This is a genomic window from Thalassotalea sp. G20_0, from assembly GCF_017744175.1.
In the GTDB taxonomy this organism is placed as follows: domain Bacteria; phylum Pseudomonadota; class Gammaproteobacteria; order Pseudomonadales; family Endozoicomonadaceae; genus Endozoicomonas.
In genome coordinates this window covers 1-14,284 of record NZ_JAGHQV010000027.1, presented here as the reverse complement: position 1 = coordinate 14,284, position 14,284 = coordinate 1, and the positions used below count along the sequence as shown (strand labels likewise).

The following is a 14,284-nucleotide window of genomic DNA, read 5'->3' as shown; positions in this document are numbered from 1 at the left end:
CCGGTAATGCGCCATGAAAACGATGGGTGGATCAATAACAGCCATGAATTGGAAGCACTACTGCTGTTGTCCGCCTGCACAATAAAAATAGTGCTTCTATGTACAGCCCTGAGCCAAAAACAGCCTTGAGCCAGTCCGCCATGAGCTAACCGATAAAGAGACTGATATGCCCGAAATATCGCTGGATAAGAGCAAGATTCGTTTTCTCCTGTTGGAAGGTGTCCACCCGTCTGCTGTCGAGATTCTTAAAGCATCGGGCTATACCAATATCGACTATGTCACCACCTCCCTGCCTCCTGAGGAACTTAAGGAACGTATCGCTGATGCCCGCTTTGTGGGCATCCGGTCCCGGACCCAGCTGACCGATGAGATTTTTGCGGCGGCAAAAAAACTCTGTGCTGTTGGCTGTTTCTGTATTGGCACCAACCAGGTAGAACTGCCCGCAGCTACACGACGGGGGATACCTGTTTTCAACGCACCTTATTCCAACACCCGCTCAGTGGCTGAGCTGGTGCTGGCTGAAGCCATCCTGCTACTGCGCGGAATCCCGGAAAAGAATGCCATGGCACACCAGGGAGGCTGGCAGAAAACAGCAGCGAACTCCCATGAAATCCGCGGCAAAAAGCTGGGTATTATCGGCTACGGAAATATCGGCAGCCAGCTCAGCATCATGGCAGAGTCCCTGGGCATGGAAGTCTATTTCTATGACGTAGTGACCCGGCTTTCCATGGGCAATGCGACCCAGATCAGTGATCTGAACACCCTGCTTGGCATGTGTGACATTGTCAGTCTGCATGTTCCCGAAACCCGGGATACCCAGTGGATGTTCGGAGAAGCACAGTTTGCCGCCATGAAGGACAACAGCATTCTGATCAATGCCTCCCGTGGTTCTGTGGTGGTTATTGAAGCGCTGGCCCAGTACCTGAAGAACGGTAAGCTGCTGGGTGCAGCCATTGACGTATTCCCGGAAGAGCCACGGGGTAACGATGATGAATTCATCAGCCCCCTGCGTGGCATGAAGAATGTTATCCTGACCCCCCATATTGGCGGCAGTACCCAGGAAGCACAGGAAAATATTGGCCGGGAGGTTGCCGAAAAGTTCGTGATGTACAGCGATATTGGTACTACATTGTCGTCGGTCAACTTCCCGGAAGTCGCCCTGCCTGCTCACCCCGGCAAGCACCGCCTGCTGCATATCCACCAGAATATTCCCGGTATTCTGGGCCAGATCAACCAGATACTGTCTGAAAACCGTATCAACATCAGCGGTCAGTACCTGCAGACCAATGAGTCCGTTGGTTACGTTGTTATCGATGTTGATGCTGAACACAGCGATATGGCCATGCAGAAGATAAAAAAGATTGAAGGCACCATCCGCTGCCGCGTTCTTTACTGATATACATATACTGGCACCTCGTTCCCACGAAGAGCGGTAACGAGGGGGTCAAAACAGAACTTATTCTTAATGCTCTACTCTTTGCTCTGTCTGGGGTGTAGAGTTTTTGGACGATAATCATCCAGCACATCATTTCAATGAGTTTGATGAGTACAATCTCCGTTCACCCTGAGCGGAGTCGAAGGGTGATTGGCACAGTCTTTATTGAGGGTATAGAGTTTACGTCCTTCAACTCCGCTCAGGACGAACTGGAGGTCAATGATAGATGGAACCCATCAATTGCATTGAAACCGTGTACTGGATTTTTAGCCGAACCTCTGTGCTCTTTATTATTAAAAAAACGTCTAAACAACGTCGTTCAGTAATTAATCAGGTGTGCGTATGATTCCCGTGATTTCCTTAAAGGAGAATCCATATGTTGTACCCACGCTGGTTGTTATTGTCATTCCCCATCCTGCTATTGCTCAGCGGTTGTGCTACCGATACCGAGCAATACAGAGAACCTGCACTGAAAACGCTTAATTTCACGATCATTCACACCAATGATAACCACGGAAAATTCTGGAGAAACCGTGATGGTGAAGTAGGCATGGCGGCCCGCAAAACATTGATTGATCGTATTCGTGCAGAAGTAGAAGCTGAAGGCGGCAAGTCTCTGGTATTGTCTGCAGGCGATATAAATACAGGTGTGCCCGAGTCCGATATTCAGCAAGCTGAACCTGATTTTATCGGGATGAACCTTATTGGTTATGATGCCATGACCGTGGGTAACCATGAGTTTGATAACCCGCTGCCTGTTTTGCTGAAACAGGAAAAGTGGGCAGACTTCCCTTTCCTGTCAGCCAACATCTTTTACAAAGATACCGGCAAACTGGTGTTTAAGCCCTGGGTAATGAAAGAGCTGGAAGGTGTGCGGGTCGCCATTCTTGGCTTAACTACAGAAGACACAGAATCACAGGCGCTCAAGGAAAACATTAAAGATCTTCGTTTTGATGATGCCGTAGATACAGGAAAAGTCTGGGTACCAAAACTGATTCGGGATGACAAGGCTGATATTGTTATTGCGCTCACCCACATGGGGCATTATCCAAACGCCAAACATGGACCCAATGCTCCGGGTGATGTAAGCCTGGCGAAAGAAGTGGATGGTGTCGATATCATTGTCGGTGGCCATTCACAAACTAAACTACTCCGGCCTGATATTAAAAACAGCACCTATGTACTACAAGCTTGGGAGTGGGGGAAATATGTTGGCCGGGCTGATTTTATCTATCAATATCTGGACAATGGCAGAGGACACAGCCATGGCTTGCTGAAAATGGTGAATTATCGCCTGATTCCGGTGAATCTCAAGAAAGAGAAAATCATCAATGGTAAGAAAGAGCTGATCACTATAGAGCCTGAGATTCCAGAAGATCCGGCAGTGCTGAAGGCATTAAAGCCTTATCAGGATAAAGCGAGTGAACTGATGAATCGGGTTGTCGGTGCCATCGATCAGTCTTTGGATGGTTCGCGGGAAAAAGTTCGCTCAGGCCCAGCGGCCATAGGCAATCTGATTGCCCGGGCACAGATGGAAAAAACCAAAGCCGATCTGGCTGTAATGAACGGTGGTGGTATTCGCACTGGCTTGAAAGCAGGTAAGATTACCGAAAAAGACCTTCTCAAGATTCAGCCTTTTGGCAATATGGTGTGCTATCTGGAAATGACAGGCCGTGAGCTGCGGAACTACATTGAAGACGTTGCCGCTATTCAACCCATCAGTGGTGGCATGGTGCATTTTGCCAACGTCAGGCTGACCATGGCCGGAGATAAATTAATGTCTCTGGACATTGGCGGAAAGCCTGTGGATAAAAACAGAAAATATCGCATGGCAATTAATGCCTTTTCTGCCAGCGGGGGCGATAACTGGCCGGTGGTGGATGAGAACCCAACGTTTGTTAATACCGGTTATACAGACGCTGTCGTGTTGAGTGATTACGTTAAGAGATACTCACCTCTAAAGAGAAGTGAGTATCTGCCAAAAGGGAAGATTGTGCGGAAATAATCAACATGATTCTGGTTCCCATACCGGGAACCAGCAATTTTTCTTAATCAGAACAGTGTGAAGTTGTAATCCAACCACACACGCAGGTCGTTCTCCTGCTTGTTAATCGCTTTCCTCAAATCTTCATCGTTTCGATAGATACCGTATTTTAGCTTGAATTTCATGCCTTTAAGTTGTGGCTGGGGAAACTTATAAACAATGTGGAAATCGTTCTCGTATTCAGACGTACTTTTCTTTGCACCTGTTGCTTTATCCTTGACTTCCATTCCAGAGCCGTAATGGAGTGAGTAGCCCAACTCCAGACCCTGCACACCCAACGTGGAAAAGTCATAGGAAGCACCAATCATCCAGACAGTTTCACCGTCGTATATCATGTCTTCGGCAAAGCCGCCGGTGTTTAAATCCCAGATACCGTGAGTGTTTTTACCGTAGTCATAGTAATATTTACCGGGGCGGACATAGCCGTTAGGTGAGCCATCCGGATTCTTGCCTTCTTTTTCCTGAGATGTTTCGGCTTTGACATGGCTGACACCAGCTTCAAAATGCCATGAGTCCAGATCCAGGGCCGCGAACAGGTTGCATGCTGTAGCTTCATCGTCAAAGGCTGGGTAATACCAGGCGTTACCTTCCCATAAGTCACCATCTTTTTTGGTTTTGTAGTATTTACCGCCCAGAGTGAGAACCCTGTCTCCTGCAATGGGGGTTTCGAATTTCACTTCACCATTGTGACCGTACAGATAATCTTTGGCGAAGGCATTCCTGTATTTCAGCCTCAGTTTACGGTCATCAGCAAGATGAAACGTATAAGCGAGTTCGCCTCCGATGATACGGTCAATCTGTTTGCCACTGAAGTTGGTTAAATCATGAAAGCCGGCCTGGTTCCGCAGAGACATCTGATCAACAAAGGCCAGACCAAGGTCAAAGTCGTAGAGCTGCCCCTCCAGTTTATATCCGCGCCAGGTACTTTGTGCTGAACGGGAGCCGGAACTGGAGATTAAACCGGTATACACCAGCTGTCGTCCGACCTGAATATGGCCAGAGATATGATCAATGGAGTTTGGTAATTTCAGGTCAACCCAGGCCTGACCGAGCTTACCAAAGCCTTGACCATCCATTTTTCCATTGGCTTTCTTTTCATCAATCAACAGCTGATAGGCGTTGCTGTTGTTTTCATCCATATGCAGTTTGGTAACACCATAAAAAGTACCACCAATAGCAAGAAAATCCGCCAGATAACCGGATTTCAGGTGCAACCATAATGCGCCTGTCCAGGCACCGGAGGTTTTATTCTTTTCTTTTTCTTTATTGTCAACGTCGTAGTAAACCGTTCGCAGCCTGCCATCCATGGTGGCGTCGTCGATGAAGGAATCAAAAGAAGAATTCGCAAGGGATGCTGTAGTGCTGACCCAACTGGCAGCAACAGCACAGCACAACAGTGCTCGTTTAAATGCTGGCACAACTCAATCCTGTTGATAGTGGCTGGGATTGGAGGATTTAACACTGTGGAAGTATAGAAGATGAAAAACAAAGTAGAGAGGAACTACCGGATGTGAGCAGATGTGGAAAAATAAATAGAATCTACCGAGGATATGATGATCAAGCTATCCTTTGGCAAGAACCGATTTAGCAAGAAGAGTGAAATAAAAAAACCTGATGCCAGATCATTGGCTACAGTTCGGTTCTGGTGTAGCTTCGCTATTTTACTTTTTCACCAAGGGATGTTCACGCCGCTCCCTGACTTCCCGAAACTTAAGACATCATGCGTATTCTTCACACATCTGACTGGCACCTTGGCCAGCACTTTATGGGCAAAAGCCGGGAGGCAGAACATCAGGCCTTTCTGGACTGGCTGATCGAGCGGGTACAAGAGCAGCGCATTGATGCCCTGATTATTGCCGGTGATATCTTTGATACCGGTACCCCACCCAGCTATGCCAGGGGACTATACAGCCGCTTTATTGTCAGCCTGCAGAATACCCACTGCCGACAGCTTATCGTGATTGGTGGCAACCATGATTCGGTGGCCACACTGAATGAGTCAAAAGAGCTGCTGGCATGCCTGAATACCTTTGTGGTGGGTGGCGTCAGCAAAGATTCCCAAGAACAGGTTCTGGTGTTGAACAACGCTCAGGGCAATCCCGGCGCGGTCATCTGCGCCATTCCGTTTGTCCGGCCACGGGATGTTCTGGAAAGTCAGGCGGGAGAGACCGGTGAGGATAAACAACAGGCACTGCAACAGGCGATTGCTGCCCACTATCAGACCATTTATTCAGAAGCTGAAAAGCTGGCAGGGGAACGGCTGCCTATAATTGCAACGGGTCATTTAACGACAGTAGGCGGGCAACTGAGCGAATCCGTGCGTGAGATTTATATCGGGACCCTGGCGGCATTCCCGGTATCCGCCTTTCCCAAGGCCCACTACATTGCCCTCGGCCACCTTCACCGGCCACAGGTCGTGGCGAAGCAAGAACATATCCGCTACTCAGGTTCTCCAATCCCGCTGAGTTTTGATGAAGCCGGGTCCGATAAGCAAGTCATTATTGTGGACTTCAGGGAAAACGAGCTGAATAAAATTGAGTCCGTCATTGTTCCTGTTTTCAGGCCTCTCATCAGCCTCAAGGGCTCCATGGACAGTATTGACCAGCAGTTGGCCGCTCTTGCCAGTGAGCGGGCCAATGAGAATGAGCAACCGCAGGCTGAACTCAATCCATGGCTGGAGATTGAAATCACCACCGAAACCTACCTTCACGACCTGCAAAGCCGGGTCGAACAAATGGTGCTGGCCAGAGAGGAGCTGTCCTCATTTGAGCTGCTGAGGGTAAGAAGAAAACGGGAAAAAGCCGCGGCATCCCTAACCGTTGCTGATCAGGAGAGTCTGGCCGAGCTGAACGTAGAAGATGTTTTTCAGCAACGGCTTAAGCAGGAAGAGCTTACCGATGAACAATTACAGCAGCTGACCGGTGCGTTTCAGGAAATACTCGAAGACGTGTTTGCAGCAGATAAAGAGCATCCCATGCTGGCGCAGCATGGCCAGAAGGACAACGCCTGATGAAAATTCTCAGCCTGCGCCTGAAAAATATTAACTCCCTCAGGGGCGAGTGGAAAATAGACTTCCAGAGCGAACCGTTTACCAACACAGGCCTCTTTGCCATTACCGGCCCAACCGGTGCTGGCAAAACCACGCTGCTGGATGCCATCTGCCTTGCCCTATACCACCAGACTCCCCGCCTGACCACAATCTCCGCCTCCGATAACGAGCTGATGACCCGGCATACCGCTGAGTCGCTCGCCGAAGTTGAGTTTGAAGTCAAAGGTAAAGCGTATCGGGCCTTCTGGTCACAACGCCGGGCCAGGGGCAAAGCAGACGGCAAGTTGCAGGCACCTCAGGTCGAGCTGGCCGACAGTGATGGTACGATTATTACCACCCGTATCAGCGATAAATTGAAAAAGGTCAGTGAGCTGACCGGGCTGGATTTCGGACGTTTTACCAAATCCATGATGCTGGCCCAGGGAGGTTTTGCCGCTTTTCTGGAGGCCAGTGCCAATGACCGGGCTGAACTGCTGGAAGAACTGACCGGTACCGAGATCTATGGAGAAATCTCCCGCCGTGCCTTTGAGCGTATGCGCACTGCAGAGCAGCAACTCGACCTGTTAAAGGCCAGAGCGGGCGGCATTGCTCTACTGAACGACGATCGACTTACAGAACTGAGAGAAGAACAGAGTCAGCTTGCCGGGCAACAGGAGGAAACCGGCAACGAACGCCTCTCCCTGAACCATCAGAAGCGTTGGCTTGAAGAGCTGGCCAGCAGACAACGTGAACAGGAAAAAGCCCGGGAGTCATTGGACAATGCCCTTCAACACAAATCAGAAAACAGCGAGCAAATAAACCGTCTGGAGCAGGCCCTGCCCGCCATGGAGCTGCTGCAGGACTGGGATCGGTTGAGCGAACTGACACAAAAGCATCAACGGATACAAAAGACACTGGCTGATCATCAACAGGAAAAACAGGTCACCACCGAACAGGCGCAAAGCGTTCAGAAACAGTGTCAGATTCAGTTAAATGCCTGGGAAAGCTATCAGCAGGAACAGGAGCAAACCGAATCCCTGCTGGTAGAGCAGGTCATCCCTCTGGATGCTGATATACAGAGGCTGACCAATGAACAACAGGCCATCAAAGGCAAATTGCAGGCAGCTGAACATGAGCAGGGCACACTGAACAACAGCATTGCCGATGACCAGCAGTCCCGGGAGCAACTCACTGGACAACTTCAGGTAGCCAACCGTTACCTGGAGCAGAATGCACACCAGCAATCGCTGGGCGAACAGCTGCCGGTATTACAAACCCTGTTTGAGCAACGAGAAACCGCCAGCCAGGGTGAACAACAGTTTGTTCAAGCTATTCATCAGTTAGAGCAGGAACGCCAGAACCTGGGCGCACAACACCAGACACTGGAAGAGTATATTCAGTCGCTGGCCAGAACACGGGAACAACGCGCCAGCCAGAATAAAACACTGCTTGAGAACAAAACAGCCCTGTTAAATGGTCAGGAAGAAGAGCAGCTGCTGACCGATCAGCAACAGTGGCACGATCAATACCCGATATGGCTGCATCTGAATAACCTCAGCCAGCAATTTACCAACTGCACCGCTGACTTACAGAAAGAGCAAACCCTCCATGGCAACCTGCAGCAATCGGTAGCACAGTACACCGACAACATTGAAAAATGCAGGACAGAGTACCGGAATGTCAGGCAGCACTGTCATGATCTGGAGCAGCTGTTAGCCCGGGAGCGGCAGATCACCAGCCTTAAGGACTATCGCAACCAACTGCAGGCCGGAGCAGCCTGTCCTCTTTGCGGTGCCACAGAACACCCTGCCATTGAACATTATCAGAAGCTGAATATTTCCGATACCGAACAACGTTTAACCGCCAGACAGCGGGAACTGGAGCAGCTGCAACTTCAGGGCGAGAAGCTGAACAAAGAGGCTGCCCGTTTACAGGTACAACTGGAATCCTCAGAACAGGCCATTAACAAGCTGCAAAATCAGATTGCCCAGGTTACATCAGATTGGTCCGCCACCAGCAATGCCCAGTCTCTTTCCCTATCGATCAACAACACCGACGAATATCAGAGCCACTTCAAACAGTTTTCCGAGACCGGGGAGACCCGGAAAAAGCAGCTTGAACAACTGAGCCAGCTTAATCGCCGCATTCAACTTGAACAGCAGCAGCTGGACCAGCTGAATAACGACATGACCCAACACACCCATCAACGGGAGGTTAACCAGCATCAGCAACGCCAGATTGACCAGCAGCTGTCTGAAAAGCGTCAACAGCTTGAGCAAAGCCAACACGCCAACCGGGCTTTGGAAGAGAAGATCAGGCAGAGAATCCAAACTGCGCTGCATCTGGAGACTCCTATCCTGTCAGAGCAATCAACCTGGCTGAGTCAGCAGGAAAAAAACTGGCAACAATGGCAGCACATCACCGCTGAACAACAAGCGCTGAATGAGAAAATCCAGGCCATTACCCAGCAGCTGAATCACAAGCATCAAAACCGACAAAAAGCGGACGAACTTATCCGTGATATTCAGCAAACGCTGAATAACACCAACACTCAGAGACAGCAGCAACAACAGCAACGGCAGGATCTGTTTGGCCAGAAAATCGTGAGTGAGGAGCGACAGCGACTCAAGTCACTGGTGGTCAAAGCAAAGGCACACCATCAACAAAGCCAGAGCCAGTTGAAAGCCATTGATGACAAGCTGGCTCAGCTGACTGGAATCGTCCGCCAACAGGCCATGGAACAGGAAGCATTGAGCGAAGCACTGACAATCGCCGAAAAAACCTGGCAGACATTATTAAACGACAGTCCATTCCGGGACAGTGAACATTTCCAGCAGGCACTGCTGGATAAAGAAGAACGAAAGGTACTGACAGACCTGAAACAGGCCATTGAACAACAGCTGCATGAAGCCAAAGGCAAGCTTGCCTCGGCGGAAGCCAACCTGAAAGCACATATTGAACAGCCAGCGACTAAACTAACTCTGGATGAAGTGACTGACAGACTGACCGAATTGGACAACCGCATTCGTCTGGTCAATCAACGACAGGGAGAGATTACTCAGGCGCTGAAAGACGACGATGAAAAACGTCTTGGCCAGGCCAGCCTGTTCAGGGATATTGCGGTGCAAGAGCATCAATATCAGGTCTGGGCGCAACTCAGTGGCCTGATTGGCTCCAGCAAAGGCGACAAGTTCCGTAAATTTGCCCAGGGCCTGACGCTGGATCATCTGATTCTTCTGGCCAACCGACAGCTGGAACAGCTCCATGCCCGCTATCTGCTCAACCGCAAGAGCAACGATGAACTCAGCCTTGAAGTGCTGGACACCTGGCAGGGCGACTCCGCACGGGATATCAAAACCCTGTCCGGTGGTGAAAGCTTTCTGGTCAGCCTGGCGCTGGCGCTGGGGTTATCTGACCTGGTCAGCCATAAAACCCGTATCGACTCGCTGTTTCTGGATGAAGGGTTTGGTACACTGGATCAGGAAACGCTGGAAACCGCACTCAGCGCCCTGGATAGCCTGAATGCCAGTGGGAAGATGGTCGGTATCATCTCCCATATTGAGTCCCTGAAAGAACGGATTCCCACCCGGATAGAAGTGATAAAAGAAACCGGACTGGGCTACAGCAAACTGGGTAGACGCTTTGCCTGTATCTGATCACTTTTATTTTGAGGGTTTATGAATCAACTACTGACTGTTGGCGCGCTTGAGTCGTTTCTCATCGCCATTTTTGTGCTATTTCTGGGACATTTTATCAACGCCCGAATTCCTCTATTAAAGCAATTCAATATTCCTGAGCCTATTGTTGGCGGGCTGATTATTGCCGGTGTTATTGCCTGGCTGCACTTCAATGGTGTCGAGATTGAGTTCCACCTGCCCCTGCAGAACACTTTTATGCTGATGTTCTTTGCCACGGTTGGTCTGGCCGCCAGCTATACCCAGCTGATTAAAGGTGGGGTCAAGGTGTTTGTTTTCCTTGCCGTGGCGTCTTTCTATATTGTGCTGCAAAATGGCCTGGGGATGTCACTGGCCACCCTGCTGGGGCTTGACCCGCTGATGGGATTAATTGCCGGATCAATCACCCTTTCCGGTGGTCACGGCACCGGTGCGGCCTGGTCTCAAACCTTCCAGCAAGTATACGGCATGCACAATGTACTTGAGATTGCCATGGCTTCAGCCACCTTCGGCCTGATCATGGGCGGCATTATTGGCAGTCCGGTGGCGCAGCGACTGGTGGATAAATATGGCCTGAAATCCAGATACGGCAACACCAACAGAACCCATGACCAGTTTCCTGAGCTGGTGACTTACAACGAAAATGAGGAAGACAATGTCACCTCAAAAAAGATGATTGAATCACTGTTTATGATTCTGATCTGTGTGACCGGTGCCAAGTACCTTGAAATCTGGGTCAACAACTTCGAGATCAAATGGCTGATGATTCCCGATTTCGTCTATGCCCTGTTTATCGGCGTTATCATCACCAACACGCTGGAAGTCACCCGGGTGAAAAAGCTGGATATTGAAACCATCGATATTCTCGGCACGGTGTCACTGGCCCTGTTTCTGGCCATGGCCCTGATGAGCTTAAAACTCTGGAATATTCTCGATCTGGCCATCCCGATCCTGATCATCTTGCTGGCACAGTCTGTTATGCTGGCAATATTTACTTATGTGGTGACCTTCCGGGTGATGGGCAAAGACTACGATGCAGCCGTTATTGCCAGCGGTCACTGCGGTTTTGGTCTTGGCGCAACACCCACAGCGGTCATGAACATGGGTTCCGTCGTTAACCGCTTTGGTCCTTCACCCCAGGGGTTTATGGTTGTGCCTATTGTCGGTGCCTTCTTTATTGATATTGTTAACCTGATTATTCTTCAGGCGGCATTGTCGATTTTTGGTTAATGAATCATCAACTCCTGGTACATCTCTTGAATGAGTTTGATGTGTACAATCTCCGTTCACCCTTAGCGGAGTTTGGATGTCAATGAGAGAGCCCATCAGCTGCACTGAATAAGAGAGACGGGCTCTTTTGCCTGAATAGCGGGCCATTGATCACTCACTGGCCACCCCCTAATCTAACGCCAAATTCAGCGGTGGCACTACAGGCACTATCCACTTGAATCTTATGTTAGGCATTCTTTCTGCATTTTTACTTTTAAAAGTAAATTTTTATTCTAATATCTAATCTAAAATACAGTTTTAATAAATTGTTAATTGCCCTCGAGGACTATAATGCAACCATTGTTATCAGTAGGTGCCAGTCTAACCATAACTGCTCAAAAAAAGACCAGCTAATGATTCTTTTTTAAAAACCACACTAAATAAAATAGAATTGGCGGATCGTGATGAAAAGAATATCTTGTATTCAGCAAAATATTTTATCGAAAACCCCACTCAGGATTGTATTAATTTTGCTGAAGGGGCATTGTCTCAAAATGGTACATCTGAATCCCTGGAGTAGATAATGATTTAAGTAACCGCTGCTGCATTCCATAGTGAGCTAACATATCACCAGAAATTCAATGTAAATTCATCTGGCAGATTTTTCTGGCGTTACGGTGAGTTTATGAAACACATTGTGTTCAGTTTCCAGAATTTAACCTGGGCTTGTGCAACAACAGGATAAGATTGCAGTCGGATGCAATCCATCATAATTCATTACATGCATGTTCAGGCATTATTAGTTGTCGAGAGTTCATGCAGTGCTTTCAAAGCATCTTCCGACTTATCTGACTGAACAAATATATGGTCATGGAAGAAAGCTGCAATTACATTGGCACTGATATTTTTTGAGGCAAGTTTGGTTGAAATTGCTGCTGTTAGACCAACGGCTTCCAAGCTTGAGTGTACAGTCAGTGTTATTTGCCTGTAAGTATGTTCAAACTTAATATTCGCACTTTCAGCGTTATCTTTTGATAGAACTAAAGATAAGCCTTCTGATTCAATAAAGCTTGAAAGTGGATTTAAATGAGCATAATCGGAGAGTTTCCCGGGTAAAGTACAGAAAATGAACTCTCCCTCTACAAGCTTCGGATTGATGCTGCTGAGCAGTTTTTCTAATTCAATAATACCAGTCATTTTTTTATCCGGATGTAAAACTCAGTCTCTATCAAGGCTCTGAAGTATTCAATATAATCGTGGTCCCACGCAAGAACGGCCATGCAATTTGCTCAGGATGTCAACAACCAGCTCCGGGCTATGACCGTCTTGCTGAACATCGTTTCGAGTTTGTTTAGCCGTTCAACTGGAAGTTCTCTATGATTTTGTTATGAATGCACGATCTCAAAAACTTATTCATCCTGGTCATTTCCGCAGTCGCATAGAAATCCAGCATCAACTGATTAAATTCTTTCTGTCGCTTTGCCGGCACATTGATGATTGGAAACCCATAATAAAGCAAAATACCATTCATCATGAATCGCCCCATGCGCTTGTTCACATCCCAGAAAAACTGTGCTCTTGCCATTCTCAGAAAAGCAGTAATGGCCAGATCATAAGCATCGTTACAAGCAGCAATTTCAGACTCGATTTCTGCCCAGACATGATCAAGGTCTTTAGGGGAAGGAGGCAGGTACTCAGATCCGTTAATCGTTACATTGCCAGTGCGAAAGGCCCCCCACTCCAAGGCCTCCTCTTTTCCTGCAATGCTATGAATAGATAAGGCAACGTCCTTTGAAAAAGAGAACTTACCCTCAGAGACAAGGGAAAATAGGTGTTTCCATGCAGCAGCCTGGTTGAGAGCCATATTTTGATCGCTGACTTTGTGGCCACCAACGGTAATCCCATCCAGCAGTGTTTGAACTTCCGGTAAGGTCATTGCGACCCCTTCAAGATTTACTGCATCATAAACCAGAGAAGGAATATCCCGAACAGCAAGTTGCCTGGCCATCGCACGATTAGGAATCATCCCCCAAACGGTGTCTTTTGCCGCTGTCATTTCTGCATCTCAAGGGTTGTGTTGGAATGCCTCACATTATATCTGCATGAGTCCTGATCGTCATGCCGTAGACTGTTGAGGTAGAACGGCTAACCTTTGCATCACGGGCGCAGTCCGTGCATATTCTGGCCCATCGTGAACACCAATTCTGGCCAACCGTGAACACTCATTCTGGCTGAACGTGAACACCCATTCTGGTTTTACCGTGAACACTTTTTGGAAATTTCCAGAATCACTGTTCACACCCTCCAGAATCGGTGTTCACATTGCCAGAATGGTCTGTGAAACCATACGAGAAATCTCTCTTAAGCATTGATTTCATTCATATAGTGCCGCCTGCACTAATCCATGAAAAAAAGGATTCAGCGGCATGAAAAAGGGGTTATCAATGCGTAAATTACGGGAGATCTTTCGGCTCCGGTTCGAGTGCCAGCTCAGCACCCGGCAAATATCCAGAAGCACTCGCGTCAGTGCCGGGGCGGTTAACAAATACCTGAACCGGTTTGAGGCTGTCGGCTTGTCCTGGCCACAGGGAAAAATCATGAAACCCCGCATCCTGCGAGGACTTCAGACAGATATCGAGTGCTCATGGCGGCCTTTTTCTGCTTCCGCTTCAGACCAGCTTTAAAGGTTTGGGTGAAAGTCTCATACTGAGCACAACTACAGACCCTGAAGCATAGGATTTACGACCCGGAGCCAAAATACCCAAAGCAAGAAAGGCGACCAAACGCAGCTATGATTTTCATGTGACAAAAGAATCATCTGCGAGAGGCCGCCCCCCATGGAAGTATGTCAGCCACTGACCATTCCCGCTAGTAGTTACTGCCCTGCAATCGAG

General features: G+C 48.6%; 9 protein-coding genes. 6 read left to right on the top strand and 3 right to left on the bottom strand.

Going from position 1 to position 14,284, the window contains the following annotated elements; translation table 11 throughout:
- Positions 1 to 166: 166 nt before the first annotated feature.
- Both serA and ushA read left to right on the top strand, forming a co-directional pair.
- The gene (serA, locus tag J7438_RS15950; protein ID WP_209277335.1) at positions 167 to 1,396 is read left to right on the top strand and encodes a phosphoglycerate dehydrogenase; all 1,230 of its coding nucleotides are present in this window, start codon (positions 167 to 169) and stop codon (positions 1,394 to 1,396) included.
- 415 nt (positions 1,397 to 1,811) lie between these two features.
- Positions 1,812 to 3,440: a bifunctional UDP-sugar hydrolase/5'-nucleotidase UshA gene (gene ushA, locus J7438_RS15945; RefSeq protein WP_209202118.1), complete on the top strand. Its 1,629-nt coding sequence runs from the start codon at positions 1,812 to 1,814 to the stop codon at positions 3,438 to 3,440.
- A gap of 47 nt (positions 3,441 to 3,487) precedes the next feature.
- On the opposite strand, the gene J7438_RS15940 is transcribed toward ushA, so the two are convergent.
- Positions 3,488 to 4,897, bottom strand: a complete 1,410-nt coding sequence (locus J7438_RS15940; protein ID WP_209277334.1) for an OprD family outer membrane porin — start codon at positions 4,895 to 4,897, stop codon at positions 3,488 to 3,490.
- Between the two features lie 302 nt (positions 4,898 to 5,199).
- Between J7438_RS15940 and sbcD the strand changes: the two genes are divergently transcribed.
- The 3 genes from sbcD to gltS are packed head-to-tail and all read left to right on the top strand — an operon-like array spanning position 5,200 to position 11,411.
- Entirely contained in the window at positions 5,200 to 6,489 is a 1,290-nt protein-coding gene (sbcD, locus tag J7438_RS15935) for an exonuclease subunit SbcD (protein ID WP_209277333.1), read from the top strand.
- Positions 6,489 to 10,163, top strand: coding sequence for an SbcC/MukB-like Walker B domain-containing protein (locus J7438_RS15930; RefSeq protein ID WP_209277332.1), 3,675 nt, complete (start codon positions 6,489 to 6,491; stop codon positions 10,161 to 10,163). The genes sbcD and J7438_RS15930 overlap by 1 nt, the downstream gene beginning before the upstream one ends.
- Positions 10,164 to 10,184: 21 nt before the next feature.
- Positions 10,185 to 11,411 (top strand): sodium/glutamate symporter, encoded by a 1,227-nt coding sequence (gene gltS / locus J7438_RS15925; protein WP_209202122.1) that lies wholly within the window; start codon positions 10,185 to 10,187, stop codon positions 11,409 to 11,411.
- 768 nt (positions 11,412 to 12,179) lie between these two features.
- Here gltS and J7438_RS15920 read toward each other — a convergent pair.
- Together J7438_RS15920 and J7438_RS15915 are read right to left on the bottom strand one after the other, a co-directional pair.
- A complete protein-coding gene (locus J7438_RS15920) occupies positions 12,180 to 12,587 on the bottom strand; it encodes an ACT domain-containing protein (protein WP_209202123.1) in 408 nt (135 codons plus the stop codon).
- A gap of 154 nt (positions 12,588 to 12,741) precedes the next feature.
- Complete coding sequence (locus tag J7438_RS15915) at positions 12,742 to 13,446, bottom strand: Fic family protein (protein WP_209202124.1); 705 nt, start codon at positions 13,444 to 13,446, stop codon at positions 12,742 to 12,744.
- Between the two features lie 388 nt (positions 13,447 to 13,834).
- Between J7438_RS15915 and J7438_RS28665 the strand changes: the two genes are divergently transcribed.
- Entirely contained in the window at positions 13,835 to 14,074 is a 240-nt protein-coding gene (locus J7438_RS28665) for a sigma factor-like helix-turn-helix DNA-binding protein (protein WP_209277331.1), read from the top strand.
- Positions 14,075 to 14,284: the final 210 nt, after the last annotated feature.

Excerpts from the sequence above, each read along its gene's own strand:
- ushA (WP_209202118.1), top strand. The coding sequence starts at position 1,812 with ATGTTGTACCCACGCTGGTTGTTATTGTCATTCCCCATCCTGCTATTG.
- serA (WP_209277335.1), top strand. The coding sequence starts at position 167 with ATGCCCGAAATATCGCTGGATAAGAGCAAGATTCGTTTTCTCCTGTTG.
- J7438_RS15930 (WP_209277332.1), top strand. The coding sequence starts at position 6,489 with ATGAAAATTCTCAGCCTGCGCCTGAAAAATATTAACTCCCTCAGGGGC.
- gltS (WP_209202122.1), top strand. The coding sequence starts at position 10,185 with ATGAATCAACTACTGACTGTTGGCGCGCTTGAGTCGTTTCTCATCGCC.
- J7438_RS15915 (WP_209202124.1), bottom strand. The coding sequence starts at position 13,446 with ATGACAGCGGCAAAAGACACCGTTTGGGGGATGATTCCTAATCGTGCG.
- J7438_RS15920 (WP_209202123.1), bottom strand. The coding sequence starts at position 12,587 with ATGACTGGTATTATTGAATTAGAAAAACTGCTCAGCAGCATCAATCCG.
- J7438_RS28665 (WP_209277331.1), top strand. The coding sequence starts at position 13,835 with ATGCGTAAATTACGGGAGATCTTTCGGCTCCGGTTCGAGTGCCAGCTC.
- sbcD (WP_209277333.1), top strand. The coding sequence starts at position 5,200 with ATGCGTATTCTTCACACATCTGACTGGCACCTTGGCCAGCACTTTATG.